Annotated in this window: 27 protein-coding genes; 16 read left to right on the top strand and 11 right to left on the bottom strand. The window is 38.3% G+C overall.

Going from position 1 to position 23,400, the window contains the following annotated elements; genetic code table 11:
• The first annotated feature begins 8 nt into the window (after positions 1-8).
• From aguB to ACVC7R_RS01460, 4 genes are all read left to right on the top strand, one after another.
• Entirely contained in the window at positions 9-884 is an 876-nt protein-coding gene (gene aguB, locus ACVC7R_RS01475) for an N-carbamoylputrescine amidase (RefSeq protein ID WP_447263213.1), read from the top strand.
• Positions 885-993: 109 nt separating this feature from the next.
• On the top strand, positions 994-1,770 hold the full coding sequence (locus ACVC7R_RS01470; RefSeq protein WP_447263212.1) for a nucleotidyltransferase domain-containing protein: 777 nt from the start codon (positions 994-996) through the stop codon (positions 1,768-1,770).
• Between the two features lie 8 nt (positions 1,771-1,778).
• A complete protein-coding gene (locus ACVC7R_RS01465; RefSeq protein WP_447263211.1) occupies positions 1,779-2,831 on the top strand; it encodes a hypothetical protein in 1,053 nt (350 codons plus the stop codon).
• Positions 2,832-2,848: 17 nt separating this feature from the next.
• Positions 2,849-3,460 carry a tetratricopeptide repeat protein gene (locus ACVC7R_RS01460; RefSeq protein WP_447263210.1) on the top strand — a complete coding sequence of 204 codons (612 nt, stop codon included), beginning with the start codon at positions 2,849-2,851 and terminating at the stop codon, positions 3,458-3,460.
• A gap of 18 nt (positions 3,461-3,478) precedes the next feature.
• Here ACVC7R_RS01460 and ACVC7R_RS01455 read toward each other — a convergent pair whose 3' ends face one another.
• Genes ACVC7R_RS01455 through ACVC7R_RS01445 form a run of 3 tightly spaced genes read right to left on the bottom strand, consistent with a single transcriptional unit; the run spans position 3,479 to position 5,328 of the window.
• Positions 3,479-4,294: a TIGR03943 family putative permease subunit gene (locus tag ACVC7R_RS01455; RefSeq protein ID WP_447263209.1), complete on the bottom strand. Its 816-nt coding sequence runs from the start codon at positions 4,292-4,294 to the stop codon at positions 3,479-3,481.
• Positions 4,291-5,196: a permease gene (locus tag ACVC7R_RS01450; RefSeq protein WP_447263208.1), complete on the bottom strand. Its 906-nt coding sequence runs from the start codon at positions 5,194-5,196 to the stop codon at positions 4,291-4,293. The genes ACVC7R_RS01455 and ACVC7R_RS01450 overlap by 4 nt, the downstream gene beginning before the upstream one ends.
• A complete protein-coding gene (locus tag ACVC7R_RS01445; protein ID WP_447263207.1) occupies positions 5,197-5,328 on the bottom strand; it encodes an SPJ_0845 family protein in 132 nt (43 codons plus the stop codon). It lies immediately after the preceding gene.
• A gap of 155 nt (positions 5,329-5,483) precedes the next feature.
• Between ACVC7R_RS01445 and ACVC7R_RS01440 the strand changes: the two genes are divergently transcribed.
• The 3 genes from ACVC7R_RS01440 to ACVC7R_RS01430 are packed head-to-tail and all read left to right on the top strand — an operon-like array spanning position 5,484 to position 8,381.
• Positions 5,484-7,613: a Tex family protein gene (locus ACVC7R_RS01440; protein ID WP_447263206.1), complete on the top strand. Its 2,130-nt coding sequence runs from the start codon at positions 5,484-5,486 to the stop codon at positions 7,611-7,613.
• Positions 7,600-8,049, top strand: coding sequence for a SprT family protein (locus ACVC7R_RS01435; RefSeq protein WP_447263205.1), 450 nt, complete (start codon positions 7,600-7,602; stop codon positions 8,047-8,049). The genes ACVC7R_RS01440 and ACVC7R_RS01435 overlap by 14 nt, the downstream gene beginning before the upstream one ends.
• A 59-nt stretch (positions 8,050-8,108) precedes the next feature.
• Positions 8,109-8,381 (top strand): PspC domain-containing protein, encoded by a 273-nt coding sequence (locus ACVC7R_RS01430; protein WP_447263204.1) that lies wholly within the window; start codon positions 8,109-8,111, stop codon positions 8,379-8,381.
• A gap of 212 nt (positions 8,382-8,593) precedes the next feature.
• Here ACVC7R_RS01430 and ACVC7R_RS01425 read toward each other — a convergent pair whose 3' ends face one another.
• Positions 8,594-9,289, bottom strand: a complete 696-nt coding sequence (locus ACVC7R_RS01425) for a VIT1/CCC1 transporter family protein (RefSeq protein ID WP_447263203.1) — start codon at positions 9,287-9,289, stop codon at positions 8,594-8,596.
• Between the two features lie 190 nt (positions 9,290-9,479).
• Here ACVC7R_RS01425 and ACVC7R_RS01420 point away from each other — a divergent pair, with 190 nt between their 5' ends.
• Together ACVC7R_RS01420 and radC are read left to right on the top strand one after the other, a co-directional pair.
• Positions 9,480-10,760, top strand: a complete 1,281-nt coding sequence (locus ACVC7R_RS01420; RefSeq protein ID WP_447263202.1) for an O-acetylhomoserine aminocarboxypropyltransferase/cysteine synthase family protein — start codon at positions 9,480-9,482, stop codon at positions 10,758-10,760.
• A gap of 63 nt (positions 10,761-10,823) precedes the next feature.
• Positions 10,824-11,504: a RadC family protein gene (radC, locus tag ACVC7R_RS01415; protein WP_447263201.1), complete on the top strand. Its 681-nt coding sequence runs from the start codon at positions 10,824-10,826 to the stop codon at positions 11,502-11,504.
• 23 nt (positions 11,505-11,527) lie between these two features.
• On the opposite strand, the gene ACVC7R_RS01410 is transcribed toward radC, so the two are convergent.
• From ACVC7R_RS01410 to ACVC7R_RS01380, 7 genes are all read right to left on the bottom strand, one after another.
• Positions 11,528-12,217 carry a gamma-glutamyl-gamma-aminobutyrate hydrolase family protein gene (locus ACVC7R_RS01410; protein WP_447263200.1) on the bottom strand — a complete coding sequence of 230 codons (690 nt, stop codon included), beginning with the start codon at positions 12,215-12,217 and terminating at the stop codon, positions 11,528-11,530.
• 15 nt (positions 12,218-12,232) lie between these two features.
• Positions 12,233-12,874 (bottom strand): redox-sensing transcriptional repressor Rex, encoded by a 642-nt coding sequence (locus ACVC7R_RS01405; protein WP_447263199.1) that lies wholly within the window; start codon positions 12,872-12,874, stop codon positions 12,233-12,235.
• An 86-nt stretch (positions 12,875-12,960) separates the two neighbouring features.
• Complete coding sequence (locus tag ACVC7R_RS01400; RefSeq protein WP_447263198.1) at positions 12,961-13,170, bottom strand: DUF4649 family protein; 210 nt, start codon at positions 13,168-13,170, stop codon at positions 12,961-12,963.
• Between the two features lie 9 nt (positions 13,171-13,179).
• Positions 13,180-13,527 carry a DUF1831 domain-containing protein gene (locus ACVC7R_RS01395; RefSeq protein ID WP_414257427.1) on the bottom strand — a complete coding sequence of 116 codons (348 nt, stop codon included), beginning with the start codon at positions 13,525-13,527 and terminating at the stop codon, positions 13,180-13,182.
• 5 nt (positions 13,528-13,532) lie between these two features.
• The gene (locus ACVC7R_RS01390; RefSeq protein WP_447263197.1) at positions 13,533-14,648 is read right to left on the bottom strand and encodes a cysteine desulfurase family protein; all 1,116 of its coding nucleotides are present in this window, start codon (positions 14,646-14,648) and stop codon (positions 13,533-13,535) included.
• A gap of 15 nt (positions 14,649-14,663) precedes the next feature.
• Positions 14,664-15,608, bottom strand: a complete 945-nt coding sequence (locus ACVC7R_RS01385) for a ribose-phosphate diphosphokinase (protein WP_447263196.1) — start codon at positions 15,606-15,608, stop codon at positions 14,664-14,666.
• A gap of 123 nt (positions 15,609-15,731) precedes the next feature.
• Positions 15,732-16,301 carry a CYTH domain-containing protein gene (locus tag ACVC7R_RS01380; protein ID WP_447263195.1) on the bottom strand — a complete coding sequence of 190 codons (570 nt, stop codon included), beginning with the start codon at positions 16,299-16,301 and terminating at the stop codon, positions 15,732-15,734.
• A gap of 133 nt (positions 16,302-16,434) precedes the next feature.
• On the opposite strand from ACVC7R_RS01380, the gene ACVC7R_RS01375 reads away from it, so the two are divergent.
• The 7 genes from ACVC7R_RS01375 to ACVC7R_RS01345 all read left to right on the top strand — a co-directional run bounded on the left by ACVC7R_RS01375 (position 16,435) and on the right by ACVC7R_RS01345 (position 23,126).
• Positions 16,435-17,106: a GTP pyrophosphokinase gene (locus tag ACVC7R_RS01375; RefSeq protein WP_447263194.1), complete on the top strand. Its 672-nt coding sequence runs from the start codon at positions 16,435-16,437 to the stop codon at positions 17,104-17,106.
• Positions 17,090-17,908, top strand: coding sequence for an NAD kinase (locus ACVC7R_RS01370; protein ID WP_447263193.1), 819 nt, complete (start codon positions 17,090-17,092; stop codon positions 17,906-17,908). The genes ACVC7R_RS01375 and ACVC7R_RS01370 overlap by 17 nt, the downstream gene beginning before the upstream one ends.
• Positions 17,905-18,804: an RluA family pseudouridine synthase gene (locus ACVC7R_RS01365; protein WP_447263192.1), complete on the top strand. Its 900-nt coding sequence runs from the start codon at positions 17,905-17,907 to the stop codon at positions 18,802-18,804. The genes ACVC7R_RS01370 and ACVC7R_RS01365 overlap by 4 nt, the downstream gene beginning before the upstream one ends.
• 15 nt (positions 18,805-18,819) lie before the next feature.
• Entirely contained in the window at positions 18,820-19,794 is a 975-nt protein-coding gene (pta, locus tag ACVC7R_RS01360) for a phosphate acetyltransferase (RefSeq protein ID WP_447263191.1), read from the top strand.
• Positions 19,795-19,942: 148 nt separating this feature from the next.
• Positions 19,943-20,794: a ribosome biogenesis GTPase YlqF gene (gene ylqF, locus ACVC7R_RS01355; protein ID WP_447263190.1), complete on the top strand. Its 852-nt coding sequence runs from the start codon at positions 19,943-19,945 to the stop codon at positions 20,792-20,794.
• Complete coding sequence (locus tag ACVC7R_RS01350; RefSeq protein ID WP_447263189.1) at positions 20,781-21,563, top strand: ribonuclease HII; 783 nt, start codon at positions 20,781-20,783, stop codon at positions 21,561-21,563. The genes ylqF and ACVC7R_RS01350 overlap by 14 nt, the downstream gene beginning before the upstream one ends.
• Before the next feature lie 12 nt (positions 21,564-21,575).
• Positions 21,576-23,126 (top strand): chloride channel protein, encoded by a 1,551-nt coding sequence (locus ACVC7R_RS01345; protein ID WP_447263188.1) that lies wholly within the window; start codon positions 21,576-21,578, stop codon positions 23,124-23,126.
• Positions 23,127-23,400 lie beyond the last annotated feature (274 nt).

The raw sequence follows: 23,400 nt of genomic DNA, 5'->3' as shown, positions 1-23,400 counted from the left end.
AGAAAAAGATGAGAAATGTAACGGTTGCAGCTATTCAGATGCAATGCGCTAAGGATGTGGAAACCAATATCCAAACAGCTGAACGTCTAGTTCGACAAGCTGCTGAGCAAGGAGCCCAAATTATTCTTTTACCAGAATTATTTGAACGTCCCTATTTCTGTCAGGAGCGTCAGTATGATTACTACCAGTATGCCCAGTCAGTGACAGAAAATACAGCTATTCAGCATTTTAAAGGTATTGCCAAGGAGCTAAAAGTCGTTTTACCCATTAGTTTCTATGAAAAAGATGGAAATGTCTTATACAATTCCATTGCTGTCATTGATGCGGATGGAGAAGTTCTAGGAGTTTATCGCAAAACTCATATCCCAGATGACCATTATTATCAAGAGAAATTCTTTTTCACTCCTGGAAATACTGGTTTCAAGGTCTGGGATACTCGCTATGCCAAGATTGGGATTGGTATCTGTTGGGATCAATGGTTCCCTGAAACAGCTCGTTGCCTTGCGCTAAATGGTGCAGAATTGCTCTTTTACCCAACAGCCATTGGTTCGGAGCCGATTTTGGATACAGATAGCTGTGGTCATTGGCAACGTACCATGCAGGGACACGCAGCAGCGAATATTGTCCCAGTTATTGCTGCTAATCGTTATGGTTTGGAAGAAGTTACTCCTTGTGAGGAAAATGGGGGACAAAGTTCCAGTCTAAACTTCTACGGTTCATCCTTTATGACCGATGAAACAGGAGCTATTTTAAGCCAAGCCGAACGACAAGGTGAAGCAATCCTCTTAACTACTTATGACCTTGATAAAGGGGAAAATGAGCGCCTGAACTGGGGGCTATTTAGAGATAGAAGACCAGACATGTATAAAGATATTGTCAGATAAGAAAAGGCCTATTATAGGCTTTTTTCTGTAGATACTATAATAATTTTTGATAATGTCCTAGGATTCTGCTAAAATGGGGTATAAGAAGTTAATAAGAAAGAGAACTACCATGCAAACACAAGAAGAAATGAATATTCTGGTACCTGAAAAACTAGCGGAAATTGAACGTGATTATGATGTTACAGTTTTGTGGGCAATTGAGTCTGGCAGTCGCGCTTGGGGCTTTGAGTCTCCGGATAGTGATTTTGATGTGCGTTTCGTATACAAACACAAGCAAGATTTTTATCTTAGCTTGAATGATCATCGCGATGTCATCGAACTACCAATTGACGATACATGGGATGTGAGTGGCTGGGATTTGGACAAGACTTTAAAACTCCTTTATAAGTCAAATCCAACACTGTTTGAATGGTTACAGTCGCCAATCGTTTACCAGCAAGATGCAGATTTTATTAACCGTATCCGTCCGCTTGTCAGTCAGTATTTTTCCGAGAAAAAGATGCTCCACCATTACTTGAATACTGCTAGAACTCAAATGAATAAGTATCTTTCAGGAGACAAGGTCAAACCTAAAAAGTACTTCTATGCACTTCGTCCCATTTTAGCTTGTCGTTGGATTGAAAAACATCATTCTGTTCCACCGATTTTGTTTGATGATTTGGTCAAAGAACTCCTCCCTGATGAAATGAAAGAGCATGTGTCTAGATTGCTTGATATAAAGGTAAAGGGACCTGAAGGTATGGAAATTGAGCCGATAGAGCCAATTCAGGACTTTATCATCAAAAATATCCAAGAGCTGGATGACTACGTCCAAAGTGTTACAGAGGAAAAGAAAGACTGGAAAGCTCTCAATCAATTTTTCCTTGAAGAATTAAGTCGTGACTGAGGTTAGATATGGGAAAATGGACTTGTAGATGTGGTCAAGCAATGAACGACCACAAAGCCCCTGATCCAAATGCTTATTCGGTTTATTCGGATGAGTTGCTTGAAGATATTTTTAACAATACTGACGAACATGATAGAATTTCCTATGAAGACATTTCGGAGGCTTCCTTCTATATGTGGAAATGTCCAAATTGTGGTAGTTTTATGGTCTTTGGTGAAGAGGATAATAAAGATTGTTTCACTTTTTATGAGCGCCAGACCAGTGCAAAAGCTGAACCACTTTTCGATCCTGATCAAGAGTTAAATCTCGTTGTCGTTGAGTTTCAAGAAGGTGGAAATGGTTATACTTATATATGTGACGAGCCCAATATCCATATTGGACATGCTGTTATTGTCCCAGTAGGAAAGGAAAATACTGAAAAAACTGCTTTAGTTGTCCAGAAGTATCATGCCCTACCAAAGGATATCACTTTTCCCGTCGAAAAGTTAAAACGTGTCATTCGTAGGTATACAGATTTTGATCCACTGACTTCTACAATAGTTTGTGCAAATATAGTTAAACATGGAAGGATTTTAGATGCTTGCTTGAAAAAAGTAAAAGTAGATTCTAAACAAATTTACCATGCAATCAAAACTCCCTTGGGACACTTTTGGTTAGAGTTAAATGGAGTTCCTATTCCAATGAAAATCTCACAAATACAAGCCAGAGATAAAAAGTATCAGGTGGATGGTGCCTTTTATATAAAAACCGCCAAAGTAAACTATAGAAAATTCTTTACACTAGAGTTATGTGCAGATTTTGATATTGACGCCTCTCGTTGGATTGATGTTCTATCAGATGAAAATGTTTGGGGAAATACTTGGGAATTGAATGGTCTTCAATTTGGAATTACTGCAGGAGAGTCCCCAGAATTTGAAGATGAAGTAGTTGCAAGAAAATTTAGCCGTATCCCACTTTATTATGACTGGCATCCAGAATTTGAAGACTATTATGGCTTTAGTTTAGCTTGGAAAAAATACGAGTCTGATAGTGATTTGTCGATTGATTTCTATACAACATAAGCTAAAGGAGAATAAACATGAATCAAGCCTGGGAATTATTGTTTGAGGGGAAGATTGAAGAGGCCAAGAAATTAGTCTCAGAAACTTTCTCGTTAGAAACTTGCAAGGATTACAGCCTTCTCAATTTAATGGGGTATATTAAGCTCTTTGAAAAAGATTACAAAGAAGCTTTGATAATTTATCAAAACTATCTTGAAATAGCAATATCAAGTCAAGATAAAGAAAATGAACATATAGGATATCACCAGTTAGTCATGGTTTATCGTGAAATGAATGACTATCAAACAGCTCTTAACTATATCGATAAAGAGCGAGAAGTTATTGAAGATTCTTTTTCAGAGGATGCACTCAAATCTTCTGTCAATAATTATGAGCAAGGTTATTTACGATTAAAACTAGGGGAAATAGCAAAAGCAATCATGTATATGGAACAGTCCTTAAAGCAAGCATTACAAACAGATGATCTGATAGCTCAAGCCTGTTCCTATAGAGGTTTAGGTGAGATTTATTCTGCTGAAAATTCAGAAAAATCGCAAGAGAATTTTTTACAAGCTATTGAACTTTTTGAAAAAGCAGGAGATCAGGTCGGAGCCCGAGAAGTTAAAAACTTACTAAACAAGAAAAAGTAGCCCACTCAGGCTACTTTTTTAAAATTCTTTATAAACATAAGGATTCTCTGGTTTATCGACTTTTACAAAGGATTGAACTTCCAGGGTTGGGAGGACTTGGTTGAGTTCTTTGTGATAGCGATTGCTAATCTTACCTTTGACTCTCACCCAAGTATTATTTTCGTACTGATTGGTGTTTCCTGTAGTCAAAAGTCCAAAAACTCCTGAATCAGCGATACAGTGCATGATACCAAAACGAAAGACAAATTGACTATTAGAGTAATTGGGATCATTGTAGACAAAGCCAATAAACTCGATTTCCTTTCCTTCAAATTCATTTGGATAATCATAGATAGCTTCCATGACCTCCAGGTAATTTTCATCATTGATAACTATACTAGATTGAGCTAAGTATTTATCAGCACTCTTTCGAATAATATTTTCATGAGCTGTTTGTGAATAAAATCTGCTCGTATCCGGCTTAAGAAACTGACTGCTAGTTCCTTCACTTGCTTGGATTGCCTTGTCAGTTCCTTCCGACAAAGGGAAATAATATCCTTTTGCCGATACTGTTTGTGAATCCAGAGTGACGGTTGGAAAGGTAAATCCAACTAACAAGGGAAAACTTAAGAGGACAAAACTAGCAAGCTTGGCTGAAAAACTATGTAAGTGACTATGTTCTTTCAAACGCTTGAAGCAAATATAGGCTTGAACGATGGCTAGTAGCAAAGATAAAAACATAGTGATATAAGCCAGATAAGAGTAGTGGAGGTTTATATACTGATTGAGCTTACCTGATAGGTGCAGATAAAGGCTTAAGATAAAATAGCCAAATAAGATAAAAAATCGAATCATAGCATCACCCCGACTAGATAAGAATAGACAAGAACAACAAGAGTTACAATTGTCATGAATTGCCAAATGAATCGAGTTTTAAGATAATTCTTCATCATGAGGAGGTTCTTGACATCCAGCATGGGACCTATAACTAGAAAGGCAAGCACTGGAGCAAAGCCAAAACTAGAGAGAAGTGAAGATCCGATAAAGGCATCCGCTTCACTACAGAGGGATAGTAGGAAAGATAAGACCATCAGAAGAAGAATAGCAAGCAGTGGTGTCGCACTGATAGATGTTAGGATTCGAGTTGGTACATAAACCTGAACGATGCTTGCAAAAAGACAACCAAAGACCAAGTAACGCCCCATATCAAAGAATTCATCAATAGCTTGGATAAAAACCTGAAGCAGTTTTTGACTTTTAGTCAAGTGAGAAAAATCATGCTCATGGCAAGCAAGTCTATTTTCTTTTTGAATAGGTTCCTCCCAGACAAAACCAAGAAAGAACCCCAATATAGTAGCTACTAGAAATGCGCCTAAAGCTCTTAGGATAACCATTTGAATAGAATTACCAAAGGCTGAATAGGTCGCAAAAAGTACGATGGGATTGATGATAGGAGCTGTGACCAAAAACGGAACAGCTGTATAGCTTGGAACCTTTTTCTCCAAGAAACGATTGATGATCGGAACGATTCCACACTCGCAAGAAGGGAAGAGAAAACCGATGAAGGTACCAAAAAAGATTCTCCCCAAGCGATTTTTAGGGAGAAATTTATAGACCTTTTCAGGAGTGACGTAGACTTCAATGGCGCCAGAGATGATGCTACCAATTAAGACAAAGGGTAAAGCTTCAATGATAATTGAAAGAAAAATGGCACCAGCTTGTAGCACACTAGAAGGTAAACTTTGAAAGAGTGTCATCTATTTTTTATTTTCTGCCTTATCTTTCTTTTCTTTTTCATCTGGAAATGTTACTTGCTTCAAATCAGGTAGTTTAGCGAATTCTTCGAACATCTTATCTAAGTCATCAGTTTTTGTAAATTTAACAGCCATAAGGCATACCTCGATTCTTTTAGTTAACACTATTATACTATTATTTCTGAGAAATGTTTGGATTTTAAAATAAACATGGCTTTTATCTTTATAAAGTTGAAATAAAGCAACAAATTAATGAAAACAAGCTTTCTTCCTTATGGTATAATAGTTTCATGGATAAAAAATATGAAAAAATTTCCCAAGATTTGGGTGTAACTTTAAAGCAGATTGATACTGTCTTATCTTTGACAGCAGAAGGAGCAACTATACCCTTTATCGCTCGTTATCGGAAAGATATGACCGGAAGTCTAGATGAGGTAGCCATTAAAGCTATTATCGACCTCGATAAGAGTTTAACTGCTCTAAATGATCGTAAGGAAGCCGTCTTAGCAAAAATCAAAGAGCAAGGCAAGCTAACTAAGGAGTTAGAAGAAGCTATTTTAGCAGCTGAAAAACTCGCAGATGTAGAAGAACTCTATCTTCCCTATAAGGAGAAACGTCGCACCAAGGCAACGATTGCGCGTGAGGCTGGACTTTTTCCACTTGCTCGTTTAATTTTACAAAATGTTTCGAACCTAGAAAAAGAAGCAGAAGCATTTGTCTGTGAAGGTTTCAAAACTCCTCAAGAGGCTTTGGCTGGGGCTGTGGACATCTTGGTTGAAGCACTATCCGAGGATGTTCATTTACGTTCAATGACATATCAAGAGGTACTTAGACGTTCTAAGATTACTTCTCAAGTCAAAGATGAGAGTCTTGATGAAAAACAAGTCTTTCAGATTTATTACGATTTCTCAGAGACAGTTGCAAACATGCAAGGTTACCGTACGCTTGCCCTTAATCGCGGTGAGAAACTAGGCATTTTGAAAATTGGCTTTGAGCATGCGACTGATCGTATTCTATCTTTCTTTAGTGGTCGTTTTAAAGTTAAGAATGCTTATATTGACGAAGTTATTCAGCAATCTGTTAAGAAAAAAGTATTACCAGCTATTGAGCGTCGTATTCGCACTGAACTAACAGAAAAGGCAGAAGAAGGAGCTATTCAACTCTTCTCAGAAAACCTTCGAAATCTTCTCCTTGTTGCTCCTCTTAAAGGGCGCGTGGTCCTTGGATTTGACCCTGCCTTTCGTACAGGTGCTAAGCTTGCGGTCGTTGATGCGACTGGGAAGATGCTAACAACGCAAGTCATTTATCCAGTCAAACCAGCTTCAGCCCGTCAGATTGAAGAAGCTAAGAGAGATTTGGCAGATTTGATTGGCCAATATGGTGTGGAAATCATTGCTATCGGAAATGGTACTGCTAGTCGTGAGAGTGAAGCATTTGTAGCTGAAGTACTTAAAGATTTTCCTGAGGTTAGCTATGTTATTGTCAATGAGAGCGGTGCATCTGTATACTCGGCTAGCGAGCTTGCTCGTCAAGAGTTTCCTGACTTAACCGTTGAAAAACGTTCTGCTATTTCTATTGCCCGTCGCTTGCAAGACCCTCTTGCTGAGTTGGTTAAAATCGATCCTAAATCCATCGGTGTCGGTCAATATCAGCACGATGTTAGTCAAAAGAAACTGTCTGAAAGTCTGGACTTTGTTGTTGATACAGTAGTTAACCAAGTCGGTGTCAATGTCAATACAGCTAGTCCAGCCTTACTTTCGCACGTAGCTGGGCTTAACAAAACAATCTCTGAAAATATCGTGAAGTACCGTGAAGAAGAAGGCAAAATCACTTCACGCGCCCAAATCAAGAAAGTCCCTCGTTTAGGAGCAAAATCCTTTGAACAGGCTGCCGGTTTCCTCCGTATCCCTGAAAGTAGCAATATCCTTGATAACACAGGTGTCCACCCAGAAAACTATACTGCTGTTAAGGAACTCTTCAAACGTTTGGACATTAAAGACCTAAATGAAGAAGCGCAAGCCAAACTCAAATCTATTTCAATCAATGAAATGGCCCAAGAATTAGGCCTCGGTCAGGAAACCCTTAAAGATATTATTGCTGATCTTCTCAAACCAGGACGTGATTTCCGTGATTCTTTTGATGCTCCAGTCCTTCGTCAGGATGTCTTGGATATCAAAGACTTGAAAGTTGGCCAGAAGCTTGAGGGTGTTGTTCGTAACGTCGTTGACTTCGGTGCCTTTGTTGATATTGGTATTCACGAGGATGGCCTGATTCATATCTCTCATATGAGCAAGAAATTCATTAAACATCCGAGTCAAGTCGTTTCAGTTGGTGATTTGGTAACCGTTTGGGTGAAGAAGATTGATGTCCAACGCGAAAAAGTAAATCTGTCGCTCCTTGCACCAGATGAATCTAACTGATTATGTCAGACAAGTTTCTATAGAAGATTTCGGGAAACATTTCAAACATCAGGCTCAATGGAACAGTCGTTTACGGTCGACAGGTGGACGATTTTTCCCTACGGATGGGCATTTGGATTTTAATCCCAAAGTCTACCAAGAACTTGGTCTAGAGGTTTTTAGGAAAATCGTTCGGCACGAACTTTGCCATTATCATCTATACTATGAGGGTAAGGGGTATAAACATAGAGATTCAGCCTTTAAAAAACTGTTAAAAGAAGTAGATGGGCTTCGCTTTGTTCCTCCCTTATTAAGTGCTAATAAAAAGCCAAACTTAGTCTATACTTGTCAGTCTTGTCAGCAAATCTATCAAAGAAAGAGAAAGATTAATACCGATCGTTATCGATGTGGTCTTTGTCGGGGCAAACTCATTTTGCAAAATCGGCCTAAGGACTGATGCAAGCAGTTTTGGTTCATGTTATACTGTTTTCAAGAATAGCGAAAGAGGTAGAAATCATGAATAACAAATTTTATAAAATGAGACGAAACCGTATGATATCAGGAGTACTTGCTGGACTATCTGATAAATGGGATCTTGATGTTACTCTCGTGCGCTTCATTTTTGCTATCTTTACAATCGCAAACTTTGGACTTGGAATCATCATCTACATCATCTTAGCCTCTATCTTGCCAACTAAGGAAGATATCGAGGCAGAAATGTACGGAACAGGACCACGTAAGATAAAAGAGGCTGAACCAATCAAGGATGACGAAGGTTGGTTTTGGTAAATTTTATTAACTGTTTATATTTTGATTGCAAAAGAGGCTGGGACAAAAGTCCTAGCCTCTCAATTGTCTTTGGATTGTCGAGCAAGACGCAGTGGTTGTGTGGGCTCTACTACGCTGATTTCATCAGCTTTTACAGCCCTACTCAACTGTGCGGAGGTGGGACGACGAAATCGAATTCTAACGAATTACCGATTTCTGTCCCACTCTCTTTTTTAAATACTAAACAATTGTCCAAATAGGTAAGTAACTCCCATGGTTAAGAGACCGATACAAAGGTTACGAATCATAGCTGTTCTGGTTGGCGCTTTTCCGAGTTTCGCACTGGTATAACCAGTGATCAATAGAGAAATCGCAACGATGAAAACAGTAGCAGGGATTCGATAGTCGCTTGGAAAGATGATAATGGAAAGCATCGGTGGTAAACTACCAAGAACAAAAGCGATAAAGCTAGATGCCGCAGCATGCCAAGGATTTGTAAACTCTTCATACTCGATTCCGTATTTTTCTTCAACTAAAGCTTTCAGTGGATTTTTTAAAAAGGCTTTGTTGACTAATAGTTGAGCTGAGGTTTCACACTCACCGTTTTGAAGATAAGCAGCATAGAGAGATTTCTTTGCAGCCTCGATATCCTTATCCAAAAGTAATTGCTCACGAGCTACAGCGGCTTCCTCAGTGTCTTTTTGAGTTGATACTGATACATACTCGCCTCCAGCCATAGAAAAGGCACCTGCTAAGATTGCTGCTAAACCTGATAGAAAGATAATCCAGATGTTGGTAGTTGCACTAGCAACCCCGATAACAACTCCAGCGATAGAAATAATCCCGTCATTGGCTCCTAGCACACCAGCACGCAAAATGTTTAAACGGCCAGCAAAGTTTGCATCAATTTCATGTGTATTTTCTGACATAGTGTTCTCCTTTTTATCCATTATAAAATATAGGAATTGTGAATACAAACTTTTAAAACTATCTGAAAAAAGTTCTACAATTTTAATAAAAGCCATAGCTATTTCTTATCCTATATATAATAAAGTTTTATTTGTAACTGACTGCCATAGATGATACAATTAATTTAATAAAATCTTTGGAGGTCTGATGATGACTCGTGAATTTAAATTTGAAACCCTACAATTGCATGCAGGACAAGTGGTAGACGCTACTACCAAGTCTCGTGCTGTCCCTATTTATCAAACAACATCTTTTGTATTTGATGATACACAGGAAGGTGCAGAACTTTTTGCACTTCAGAAGGCTGGTAATATCTATACTCGTATCACTAACCCAACAACTTCAGCCTTTGAAGAGCGTATTGCAGCTCTTGAAGGTGGTGTTGGTGCTCTTGCCACAGCTTCTGGAATGGCAGCTCTTACATACACTATTCTTGGACTTGCTCACGCAGGTGATCATGTTGTTGCAGCTTCAACTATCTACGGTGGGACCTTTAACCTTTTGAAAGAAACTCTTCCTCGATATGGCATTACCACAACTTTTGTAGATATTGATAATTTAGAAGAAGTAGAAGGAGCGATTGGGGAAAATACCAAACTTGTTTTGATCGAGACTTTAGGAAATCCTGTTATCAACATTCCTGATATCGAAAAGATTGCTGAAATTGCTCACAAACACAAAATTCCGTTGGTTGCTGACAATACTTTCGCAACCCCTTATCTCATCAATGTCTTTTCTCACGGTGTAGATATCTCAGTTCACTCGGCTACTAAGTTTATCGGAGGACATGGAACAACTATCGGTGGTGTTATCGTTGATAGTGGGAAGTTTGACTGGGCAGCTTCAGGGAAATTCCCTCAATTAGTCGAAGAAGATCCAAGCTACCATAATTTGAGTTATACTCGAGATGTAGGTGCAGCAGCCTTTATCGTTGCTGCTCGTGTTCAATTGCTACGTGACACAGGTGCAGCTCTATCACCATTTAACTCATTCTTACTCCTACAAGGACTTGAAACTCTTTCTCTCCGTGTAGAACGCCATGTTCAAAATGCTGAGAAAATTGTTGATTTCCTGGTTAATCATCCAAAAGTTGAGAAAGTCAACTATCCAAAATTAGCTGATAGCCCTTACCATGCCTTGGCTGAAAAATACCTACCTAAAGGGGTTGGATCAATCTTTACTTTCCATGTTAAAGGTGGAGAAGCAGAAGCACGTAAAGTGATTGACAGCTTAGAAATCTTTTCAAACCTTGCTAACGTGGCAGATGCAAAATCATTAGTAGTTCATCCAGCAACTACAACACATGCTCAGTTGTCTGATTCAGATCTAGAAGCAGCAGGAGTAACTAAAAATCAAATTCGTCTATCAATTGGACTAGAAAATGTCGATGATTTGATTGAAGATTTACGTCTAGCGCTTGAAAAAATCTAAAAATAACTAGTTTTTATGAAATTAAGCATCCTTCTCACGAATAATAAAGTGAGGAGGATTTTTATGTATAGTATTTCATTTCAAGAAGATTCACTCTTACCACGAGAAAGATTAGTAAGAGAAGGAGTAGGAGCTCTGAGCAATCAGGAATTATTGGCTATATTATTAAGGACAGGTACCAAACAAGCTAATGTTTTTGAAATTGCGCAGAAGGTTTTAAATCAGCTGACTTGCTTAACAGATTTAAAAAAAATGAGTCTACAAGAATTGCAGACTTTATCAGGTATTGGACGAGTTAAAGCTATCGAACTACAAGCCATGATTGAACTAGGTTACCGGATTCATAAACGAGAAACTGTAGAGATGGAGAGTATCCTCAGTAGTCGAAAGTTAGCTAAAAAGATGCAAGCTGAGCTGGGAGATAAAAAACAAGAGCACCTGGTGGCGCTCTATCTAAATACTCAAAATCAAATCATTCATCAGCAAACCATTTTTATCGGCTCAGCTACTAGAAGTATTGCTGAACCTAGAGAGATTCTCCACTACGCCTTGAAACATATGGCAACGTCAGTAATTCTAGTTCATAATCATCCTTCAGGAGCAGTGGTTCCCAGTCCCAACGATGACCATGTTACCAAGCTTGTTAAAGAAGCCTGTGAGTTGATGGGGTTGGTCCTATTAGACCATCTAATCGTCTCTCACTCCGATTATTTTAGTTATCGTGAGAAGACAGATATGATATAAAAAACCTGTATATAATACAGGTTTTACAGTTCATTGACGACATAGTCAAAAAGTGTTTTATCTTTGGGACGATTTTCAAAAAGGAATTCTGGATGCCATTGAACACCAAGATAAGGGAAGCCGTCTGTAGTTGTAACAGCTTCGATAATACCATCTTTAGGATCATGAGCTACAACCTTTAGATTCGGAGCTAGGTCCTTAATGCTTTGATGGTGAAAAGAGTTGATATGAGAGATTTCCCCATATATTTCTCGGAGAATCGTATCTGGTTCAGTTATGAGGCGTTGGGTCGTGTATTCGGCCGAACAGTCTTGCCAATGATCCTCAATCTCTTGATAGAGAGAACCACCCATAGCCACGTTAAAGAGTTGAGTTCCACGACAGACAGAGAAAATCGGTTTCTTTTGCTTGATTGCTTCTTTAATGAGGGCTAACTCAAAAATATCGCGTTGAAGGTGGTAATCGTCGCTATCAATAGCTTTTGGTTCACCATAGAATTTTGGGTCAACATTTTGTCCACCAGTTAGGATGAGTTTATCAATTAGGCTAACGTAGTAACGAGCCATTTCTTCATCACCAATTGGTAGGATAATGGGAATTCCTCCGGCTTCTTTAACACCTTCTATAAAGCCTTTCGCAGCATAACTCATCATCAGTTCATCATCTGGATGAGTTTTTTCATTTCCTGTAATCCCAATAACTGGTTTCTTCATAAATAATTTCGCTTTCTAATCCTCTTTACGCATGAAATAGAGGAGGGTTTGAAGTTCGCTTGTGAGATCGACATACTGAACAACTACATCTTTTGGAAGATGTAGGTGAACAGGAGAAAAACTAAGGATACCTTTGATACCAGCATCGACCAGAAGATCAGCAACTTCTTGCGATTTAACACTAGGGACTGTTAGAATAGCTGTTTTTACATCAGCATCTTTAATTTTTTCCTTAATTTGAGAGATTCCATAGATTGGAACACCATCAGGAGTTCGAGTGCCGACCTCTGGATGATCATCTAGATCAAAAGCCATGATGATTTTCATCTTGTTACGCTCATGAAAGCGGTAGTGGAGGAGGGCATGTCCCATATTTCCAATACCCACAAGCATAACATTGGTAATAGAATTATCATTTAAAAGATCAGCGAAAAAGTTCATGAGCTTTTTGACATCATAGCCAAATCCACGACGTCCAAGTTCGCCAAAGTAAGAGAAGTCACGACGAACAGTGGCAGAATCAATTCCAATGGCTTCTGCAATTTGTTTGGAATTAGCTCTTTCAATTTTCTCGGCATTAAATCTTTTAAAAATACGGTAATAGAGAGAAAGTCTCTTTGCTGTTGCTTTTGGAATAGCAGACTGTTTTTCTTTCACAAAATCACAACCTTTCTATCTACTATTTTATAGAAAGCTTGTGAAAATTGCAACAATAACGAAAAAAAACTAAGAAAAATCTTAGTTTAGGTATTTTCGTGATAGGTTGTTAAAAAACGATAAAGATTTCCAAGAAGACCTTGATAGATTTTAACCCCATTGTGGGTCAGTGATGTGACAACAGTCGTATCAGGAAGCGTCACACAGCCTGATAGAGAAAGCATAAGAGCTTCATAGTCTTCGTATTCTTGAATACGCACTACTTGATAGGCATCTTTATAAGTTAATCGAAACATAACAACCTTCTATCTTTCGCTTTTTGTAAATATGCCACGTTCAACCAGGCTATCCATCAAAAAGTAGAATTTCTCTTGGTGGATATGAGTTTCTTCTGATTTGAAGATATCAACTAAACGTAGACCAAATTTATCAGTGATATTGATTTTTACACCAGTTAAGTCTTTGTTGATGATAATCTTAAGTTGGAATCCTTCTCCACTATTTGGAACTTTTTCAAGTAGACGCGTTAATTCATAGTTACCAACTTTAGTTTCAAAAAAAGTATTATCTTTAAGCGTAAATTTTTTAACAGTTGGACTAAGTGTGTAATCGTAACGACAATTTTTAAGTTTAATCGTTTGTTCAAATGCCATTAAGTTTATCCTCCGATGATATTTTTAAAAGTTTTAGCAAGAGTTATCATTTCTTGTTCTGTATTTTGAGGTGAAATGCTGACGCGTACAGACTCGTGTAAGCGAGGAGATTCTTCTCCGTAGAAGGCTTGAAGAACATGACTGACCTGTACAACACCAGCTGTACAAGCAGAACCCGTTGAAATAGAAATACCTTCAAGATCCAAACGAAGGAGTAGCAGATCATTGCGTTGGCCTGGAAATCCGATATTGAGGACATAGGGAAGATTTTCCTTACCTTGATTGAGATAATAGGCTGTCCCATTCAATTCAGTTAAAAATATTTCCTGTAACTTTTGAACTTTTTCAAAGTTGCTTTCTAAATGTTCAAGATCGTCCTTAAGGGCTGCAACCATCCCTATAATTGCAGGAAGATTTTCTGTTCCTGCTCTTTTTTTCTGCTCTTGATCTCCTCCATGTAGGTAAGAGTCAAAATCTGTAGAAGCAGCGTATAGGAAACCGATACCCTTCGGACCATGAAATTTATGGGCAGAAGCACTGAGGAAATCTATTCCTAGTTCTTCAGGAAGAATCTCTAATTTCCCAACCGCTTGAACAGCATCGACATGATAAGCTGCTGGATGTTCTTTTAGAACTGTACCAATCTCAGCTATAGGTAATAGAGTACCTGTTTCGTTGTTGACATACATAGTTGAAACAAGAATGGTATCGTCACGCAGTGCATTTTTCACTTGGTCTGCCGTGATATCTTGATTTTCAGGTTTTAAGATCGTTACTTCAAATCCGAAATTTTCTACCAAATATTCGATCGGCTCAAGAACTGAATGATGCTCGATAGCAGTAGTAATAATATGTTTCCCACGATTTTGATGACGAAGACAGTAGCCGATAATAGCTGTATTATTACTTTCTGTACCACCCGAAGTGAAGAAAATGTGTTGGGGCTTTGTACCTAGTAAACCAGCTAACTCTTGACGGGCTTCACGTAATAATTTTCCCGCTTGACGCCCATGACCATGAATACTAGAAGGATTGCCATAAGTCTCCTGCATGACTTGAGTCATTGCTGAGATAGCTGCAGATGACATGGGGGTCGTAGCAGCATTATCTAAATAAATCAAAAACTCACCTAATTTCTATTTAAATAGTGGACTAACTGGTTTTCTTGAGTGAATACGAACCATTGCATCACCAATCAATTCGCTAGCAGTGATGTATTGTACGTTTTTAGGTTTTTTACTTTCTGTCAATACAGAATCTGTAACTAGGATTTCTTTGATATTAGCTGCATCTAACAACTCTGCAGCACCGTTAACGAAAAGTCCATGACTTGATACTGCGTAAATGTCAGTTGCTCCATCGCGTTCTAGAATTCTAGCTGCTTCAGAGAAAGTGCGTCCGGTGTTAAGAATGTCATCAATCAGGATTGCCTTCTTACCTTCGACATCACCGATAATGTAACCTTGACTGCGTTCAGAATCATCTTGTGCATAATCAATGATAGCAATTGGTGCATCGAGGTATTCTGCAAGACTACGAGCACGTTTTACACCAGAGTTTTTAGGACTAACAACAACCACATCTGAACCAGTTAACCCTTTATCGCAGTAATGTTTAGCAAAAAGTGGAATAGTGTAGAGGTTATCTACAGGAATATCAAAGAAACCTTGAACCTGAACAGCATGAAGATCGAGAGTCAATACACGACTAACTCCAGCTTTTACCAACATATTAGCAACAAGTTTAGCTGTAAGAGGCTCGCGAGAAGAAGCAATACGGTCTTGACGTGCATAACCAAAATAAGGCATAACAACATTAATTGTATTTGCACTAGCACGAACACAAGCGTCGACCGTGATTAAAAGCTCCATTAAATGATTGCTAACGGGATAAGAAGTAGACTGAATAATGTAAACATCATATCCACGTACACTTTCTTCAATGTTAACTTGGATTTCGCCATCAGAGAACTGACGAGAAGATACTTTTCCAAGTGGAACACCAGCAGCATCTGCAATCTTTTGAGCAATTTCATGATTGGATGAAAGCGAAAAAAGCTTCATATTTTTTGTATCTGACATTGATAAACCGTCCTCTATAAACTGTGTGAATCAGCGAAAATAACAAATTTAAAAGAAAGTGTTTTCTTTCGCAGACTCAATTATTTTTTATCCCTTCTATTTTATCAAAAAAAGAAGATTATTTCAGTATTTTTTCATATTTTCTATAAATCGTACTAATTTTGAAGGACCTTTCTTATACTGGATTTCATTTGCTCGTAAAAACTCTTGAAAATCAAGGTTCCCTTGGACGCCGTTTTCTACTTCCAGTTCAAGTTCATAATCAACAATATCGAAGTAGTGGCTTTGATCAAGGGCCATGAGTCCAATAGCTGTTTCTTTTTCGTAACGAACGGTTGTTAAACAACCTAAAACAACCCAACCATTTGGTGAGAGTCCCCGACTGTTTAATTCCTCCATAATCATCCCCTGAGGGAGTTTACATTCTTCAAGACAAAAGTTAGCTTCCTCCAGAGTAAGCGCTTGGTTGTATTCCATATTTCCAACTTCTTGAGGGATTTTTATGGTCAATTCAGCGCTTGTATCGAAGGTACGAATACGCATAGCAATTTTATGTTGGCGAAGATAAAAATCAGGCGTATCTAAGTAGTAATTTTTCTGTGTAACTGGTGTGACTTCTAAAAATTGAGCTTGCAATCGGTCATATTCTTCTTCAGTGAGAAGTGTTTTCATTTCAATTTCTAAATGTTTCATTTTTTCAACCTTTTCTTTATATTTGAAAGCGATTTATGGTATAATAAGCATTGTATTTATTGTATATGATTTTCATGAGAAAATCAAAAACTAGATAAATGATACTGCTTAAAGAATTGGATGCAATAGTTATATGATTACAGAATGGGAAGAATTTTTAGATCCTTACATTCAAGCTGTCGGAGAGCTAAAAATAAAACTCCGTGGAATCCGAAAACAATATAGAAAACAAAACCGACATTCTCCAATTGAGTTTGTCACGGGTCGGGTGAAACCGATTGAAAGTATCAAAGAAAAAATGGCACGCCGTGGAATTGGCTACGATACACTTGAACAAGATTTGCAAGATATTGCAGGTTTACGTGTCATGGTTCAATTTGTAGACGATGTGAAAGAGGTTGTTGCAATCCTTCGTAAAAGACAGGATATGAGAGTTGTTCAAGAACGTGATTATATCACACATCGCAAGGCATCAGGTTATCGTTCTTACCATGTGATTATTGAGTATACGGTTGATACCATATATGGCGCAAAAACGATTCTAGTTGAGATTCAAATTCGTACCTTAGCTATGAACTTTTGGGCTACAATTGAACATTCCCTCAACTATAAATATCAGGGAGACTTCCCTGAAGAAATCAAAGAAAGGCTTGAGATTACTGCCAGAATTTCTCATCAGCTAGACGAAGAAATGAGTAAAATACGAGCTGATATACAGGAAGCACAAGCGCTCTTTGATCCTTTGCACAGAAAGTTAAATGACGGGGTAGGAAACAGTGACGATACCGATGAAGAATACAGGTAAACGAATTGACCTAATTGCCAACCGTAAACCTCAGAGTCAGAAAGTTCTATTCGAGTTAAAAGAACGACTGAAAAAGAATAATTTTATTCTTAATGATAAAAATCCAGATATTGTCGTCTCTATTGGTGGGGATGGCATGTTGCTGTCTGCCTTTCACAAGTATGAAAATCAACTGGATAAGGTTCGGTTTATTGGAGTTCACACTGGGCATTTAGGTTTTTATACAGACTATCGGGATTTTGAGTTGGACCAATTGGTTACAAATTTACAGTTGGATAATGGAGCTCGTGTTTCTTATCCAGTATTAAGTGTTAAAATCTTTCTGGAAAACGGAGAGGTAAAGTCTTTCCGAGCACTGAACGAAGCAAGTATTCGTCGTGCTGATCGTACAATGGTAGCAGATGTTATTATCAACCATGTACCCTTTGAACGTTTTCGTGGTGATGGTTTAACGGTTTCAACTCCAACAGGCAGTACAGCCTATAATAAATCACTGGGTGGAGCAGTCCTTCACCCGACCATAGAAGCGTTACAATTAGCTGAAATTGCTAGTTTGAACAATCGGATTTATCGAACGCTTGGTTCTTCTGTTATCGTTCCTAAAAAGGATAAGATTGAAATCATACCAACACGGAATGATTATCATACAATTTCAGTTGACAATAGTATCTATTCTTACCGAAATATCGAGAGGATAGAGTACCAGATTGACCATCACAAAATTCATTTTGTAGCGACGCCAAGCCATACCAGTTTTTGGAATCGAGTTAAAGATTCCTTTATTGGTGAGGTGCACGAATGAGGTTTCAGTTTATTGCCGACGAACATGTCAAGGTAAAAACCTTTTTGAAAAAACACGAAGTTTCAAAAGGTTTACTTGCCAAGATTAAGTTTCGAGGTGGTGATATTCGAGTGAATGGACATCCGCAGAATGCAACCTATCTTTTAGATATTGGAGATGAAGTTGTCATTGACATTCCTCCAGAGGAAGGTTTTGAAACCCTGGAAGCTATTAATTATCCTCTAAATATTCTGTTTGAAGATGATCATTTCTTAGTTATAAACAAACCTTTTGGAGTCGCGTCAATACCTAGCGTCAATCATTCCAATACGATTGCAAACTTTATTAAGGGCTACTATGTAAATCAGAATTATGAGAATCAACAGGTTCACATCGTGACTCGGCTTGATCGAGATACCTCTGGTTTGATGCTTTTTGCTAAACACGGCTATGCGCATGCCAGACTAGACAAGCAGTTGCAAAAAAAGGCAATTGAAAAGCGTTATTTCGCTCTAGTCAAGGGAGATGGGTATCTGGAACCTCAGGGAGAAATCATAGCTCCAATAGCTCGAGATGAAGATTCGATTATTACTAGGCGAGTAGCAAAGGGTGGGAAATATGCTCACACTTCCTATCAAATAGTAAAATCTTATGGGAATATTCATCTAGTCGATATTCGTCTTCACACGGGTAGAACTCATCAGATTCGAGTACATTTCTCACATATAGGGTTTCCATTGCTGGGAGATGACCTTTATGGGGGAAGCCTAGATCATGGCATAGAACGCCAAGCTCTACATTGTCATTACTTATCGTTCTATCATCCTTTCTTAGAAGAGCAGTTAGAGCTGGAATGCCCACTGCCGGATGATTTCAACACACTTATAACACAGTTATCAAATAATAATTTATCTTAAAAGGAGTCAAAACTCATGGAAATTTTTGAAAGTTTAAAGGCCAACTTAGTTGGTAAAAATGCACGCATCGTCCTACCTGAAGGTGAAGAACCACGTATCCTTCAAGCAACGAAGCGCTTGGTAAAAGAAACAGAAGTTATCCCAGTATTATTAGGAAATCCTGACAAAATTAAAATCTATCTTGAAATTGAAGGAATTACAGAAGGTTACGAAGTTATTAATCCAGAACATTACCCACAATTTGAAGAAATGGTAGCTTCTCTTGTTGAACGTCGTAAAGGAAAAATGACAGAAGAAGAAGCGAGAGAAGTACTCGTCAATGATGTAAACTACTTTGGCGTTATGTTAGTTTATATGGGCTTAGTTGATGGTATGGTTTCAGGTGCTATTCACTCAACAGCATCGACCGTTCGCCCAGCTCTTCAAATCATCAAGACTCGTCCAAATGTTAGCCGTACTTCAGGTGCCTTCCTCATGGTCCGTGGTAGTGAGCGTTACTTGTTTGGTGACTGTGCGATCAATATCAATCCTGATGCTGATGCTCTAGCTGAAATTGCTATTAATTCAGCTATTACAGCTAAAATGTTTGGTATTGAACCTAAGATTGCTATGCTTAGCTATTCAACAAAAGGATCAGGTTTTGGTGAAAGTGTTGATAAGGTTGTTGAAGCAACTAAAATCGCACACGACTTGCGCCCAGATCTTGAAATTGATGGTGAATTACAATTCGATGCTGCCTTCGTTCCAGAAACTGCAGCTCTTAAAGCTCCTGGAAGCAAGGTAGCAGGTCAAGCCAATGTCTTTATCTTCCCAGGCATTGAAGCTGGGAACATTGGTTACAAGATGGCAGAACGTCTTGGTGGATTTGCTGCCGTTGGACCTGTTTTGCAAGGCCTTAACAAACCAGTAAATGACCTTTCACGTGGATGTAACTCTGACGATGTTTACAAACTAACTCTAATTACTGCAGCGCAAGCTGTTCATCAATAAGAATTTTATCCCTCTTTTCCTCTTGGTAAAGGGGGATTACCCTTTTTTAAAGACACAATTCATCTGCAAAAATAGCCAAAATATGATAAAATAGTCAGTAATCATCTATGTTTTATGAAATAAGTTTGTATGAAGAAAAGGAAATAAAATGGCAACTATTCAATGGTTTCCTGGCCATATGTCCAAAGCAAGACGTCAGGTCCAGGAAAATTTAAAATTTGTTGATTTTGTGACAGTTTTAGTAGATGCACGCTTGCCCTTGTCTAGCCAAAATCCGATGCTGACTAAAATCATTGGGGACAAACCAAGGCTATTGATTCTAAACAAGGCAGACCTTGCAGACCCTGCATTGACAAAAGAGTGGCGTCAGCACTTTGAATCGCAAGGCATTCAAACGCTTGCTATTAACTCTAAAGAGCAAGTAACAGTAAAAGTCGTGACTGATGCTGCTAAGAAACTCATGGCAGATAAGATTGCTCGTCAAAAAGAACGTGGTATTCAAATCGAAACCTTGCGCACCATGATTATTGGAATTCCAAACGCAGGAAAATCAACTCTGATGAACCGTTTGGCTGGTAAAAAAATTGCTGTAGTTGGGAATAAACCAGGTGTGACAAAAGGTCAACAATGGCTTAAAACCAATAAGGATCTTGAAATTTTAGATACTCCAGGGATTCTTTGGCCAAAATTCGAAGATGAGACCGTCGCCCTTAAACTTGCACTGACAGGAGCCATCAAAGATCAGTTACTTCCTATGGATGAGGTAACGATTTTCGGTCTCAATTACTTTAAAACGCATTATCCTGAAAAGCTTCAAGAACGTTTCAAACAAATGAATCTGGACGATGAAGCTCCAGAAATCATTATGGATATGACCCGCATCCTTGGTTTTCGTGATGATTACGACCGTTTTTACAATCTCTTTGTTAAAGAAGTTCGTGATGGAAAACTAGGTAACTATACCTTAGATACATTGGACGATCTCAATGGCAACAATTAAAGAAATAAAAGAATCATTAGCAAAAATAGCTGAACTTGAAAGTCCCTTGTTTAAGGAATTTGAAAAAGATTCTCGTTCAGGTGTACAAAAAGAAATTCAGAAGCGTAAAAAAGCCATCCAAGCAGAAATGGATGAAGAGCTTCGCTTGGAAAGCATGCTTAGATATGAAAAAGAGCTTTACGCTCAAGGCATCAGCTTCATTGCTGGTGTAGATGAAGTTGGACGTGGTCCTTTGGCCGGTCCTGTTGTTGCTGCTACAGTCATTCTTCCAAAAGATTGTAAAATAAAAGGGTTAAACGACAGCAAAAAAATTCCTAAGAAAAAACACCAAAAGATTTTTCAGGCTGTCAAAGACAATGCCCTAGCAATCGGTATTGGGATTATGGACAATCAAGTCATTGACCAAGTCAATATCTACGAAGCGACTAAACTAGCCATGAAGGAAGCTATCTCACAACTTGAACCTCAGCCAGAACATCTTTTGATTGATGCTATGAAGTTGGACTTGCCGATTTCTCAGACATCCATCATCAAAGGGGATGCCAACTCCTTATCTATTGCAGCAGCATCGATTATAGCTAAAGTTACCAGAGATAAGATCATGGCTAACTATGACGAAGAATTTCCAGGATATGATTTTGCTCAAAATGCTGGCTATGGAACTGCTAAGCATCTAGAAGGAATTGAAAAGCACGGTGTCACACCTATTCATCGCATTAGTTTTGAACCCGTTAAAACACTTGTTACGTCAAGTAAAGAAAAGAATTGAGAGGAAGCAACTATGGAGAAGCAGTCGGGAGCCCTTAGTTCCAAGAAAGAATTTGCCTTCGCGTCCAGTACGATCTTAGCTCAAGTAGGGCGAGGTATTATTGTCGGATTAATCGTAGGAATTATTGTAGGATCATTTCGATTTTTGATTGAAAAAGGCTTTCATATCGTTCAAGGATTTTATCAAGACCAAGAAAATCTACTTCGAAATCTATTGATCATTTTATTGTTTTATATCCTCATTTGCTTACTTAGTGCCAAATTAACACGCTCAGAAAAAGATATTAAAGGTTCTGGTATTCCTCAAGTTGAAGCGGAGTTAAAAGGTCTCATGTCTCTCAACTGGTGGAGTGTTCTTTGGAAGAAATATATTCTCGGTATCTTGGCCATTGCAAGTGGGCTTATGCTAGGTCGTGAAGGTCCCAGTATTCAGCTAGGTGCTGCTGGAGGAAAAGGAATTGCTAAATGGCTCAAGTCTAGCCCTGTTGAGGAGCGTTCTTTGATTGCTAGCGGAGCTGCTGCTGGACTCGCTGCAGCCTTTAATGCACCGATTGCGGGCTTATTATTTGTAGTAGAAGAAGTCTATCACCATTTTTCACGATTCTTCTGGGTTTCTACCTTGGCTGCTAGTCTAGTAGCAAACTTTGTTTCCCTTCTCATCTTTGGCTTAACACCTGTGCTTGATATGCCTGATAATATTCCTCTTATGAGTTTGAGCCAGTATTGGATTTATCTGCTTATGGGCGTTTTTCTGGGGCTCTCAGGCTTTGTTTATGAGAAAGCTGTTCTAAATGTTGGAACAGTATATGATTGGATTGGGAAAAAGGTTCACATTGACAAAGCTTATCATCCAATTTTTGCTTTTATCCTGATTATTCCTGTGGGAATCTTCCTACCACAAATACTTGGTGGGGGAAATCAGGTTGTCTTATCCTTAACAGAACAAGATTTTAGCTTCCAAATTCTCTTAATTTACTTCATCATTCGCTTTATATGGAGCATGATTAGTTACGGAAGTGGACTTCCTGGTGGAATTTTCCTACCTATTTTAGCTTTAGGATCCTTACTTGGAGCTCTGGTCGGTGTTATTTGTGTCAATCTTGGCCTCGTTACACAGCAGCAATTCCCTATCTTTGTGATTCTTGGAATGAGCGGCTATTTTGGGGCTATCTCAAAAGCACCTTTGACAGCTATGATTCTTGTGACTGAGATGGTCGGTGACATCCGAAATCTTATGCCTTTAGGTATGGTGACTCTAGTTGCTTATATTGTCATGGATCTGCTCAAAGGGGCGCCCGTCTATGAAGCCATGCTAGAAAAAATGTTGCCTGAAACCGTAAGTGACGACGGAGAAGTTACCCTTATTGAAATTCCAGTATCAGATAAAATAGCAGGTAAACAAGTACATGAACTCAATTTACCACACAACGTACTGATCACAACCCAAATTCATAACGGAAAAAGTAATACTGTTAATGGTTCAACAAGAATGTATCTAGGAGATATGATCCATCTCGTTATTCCAAAAAATGAGATTGGAAAAGTGAAAGATTTGTTGTTGTAGAATTAGTTATTTACATAACTTTTGTTATGTCTTGTATATGGTTGGTCTAAAATTAGTAATTAAAATGATAGACCGAATCATATAAATCAAAACTCGATTCCTAAATAATGGTATCGAGTTTTTAAATTGTATTCTAATAAACTGTAGTAGCTTTAGAAACTTTTTCAGTCAATAAATTAATGATCAATAATTCACTTAGCGAATCTAGACGTTTTTTAGAAAAACTAAAAGTTTATGTACAATCGACTTAACTAGAGCTAAACCATTGATAAAA

Source organism: Streptococcus sp. Z554 (assembly GCF_053010305.1).
This window is presented reverse-complemented; position numbering and strand designations above follow the sequence as displayed.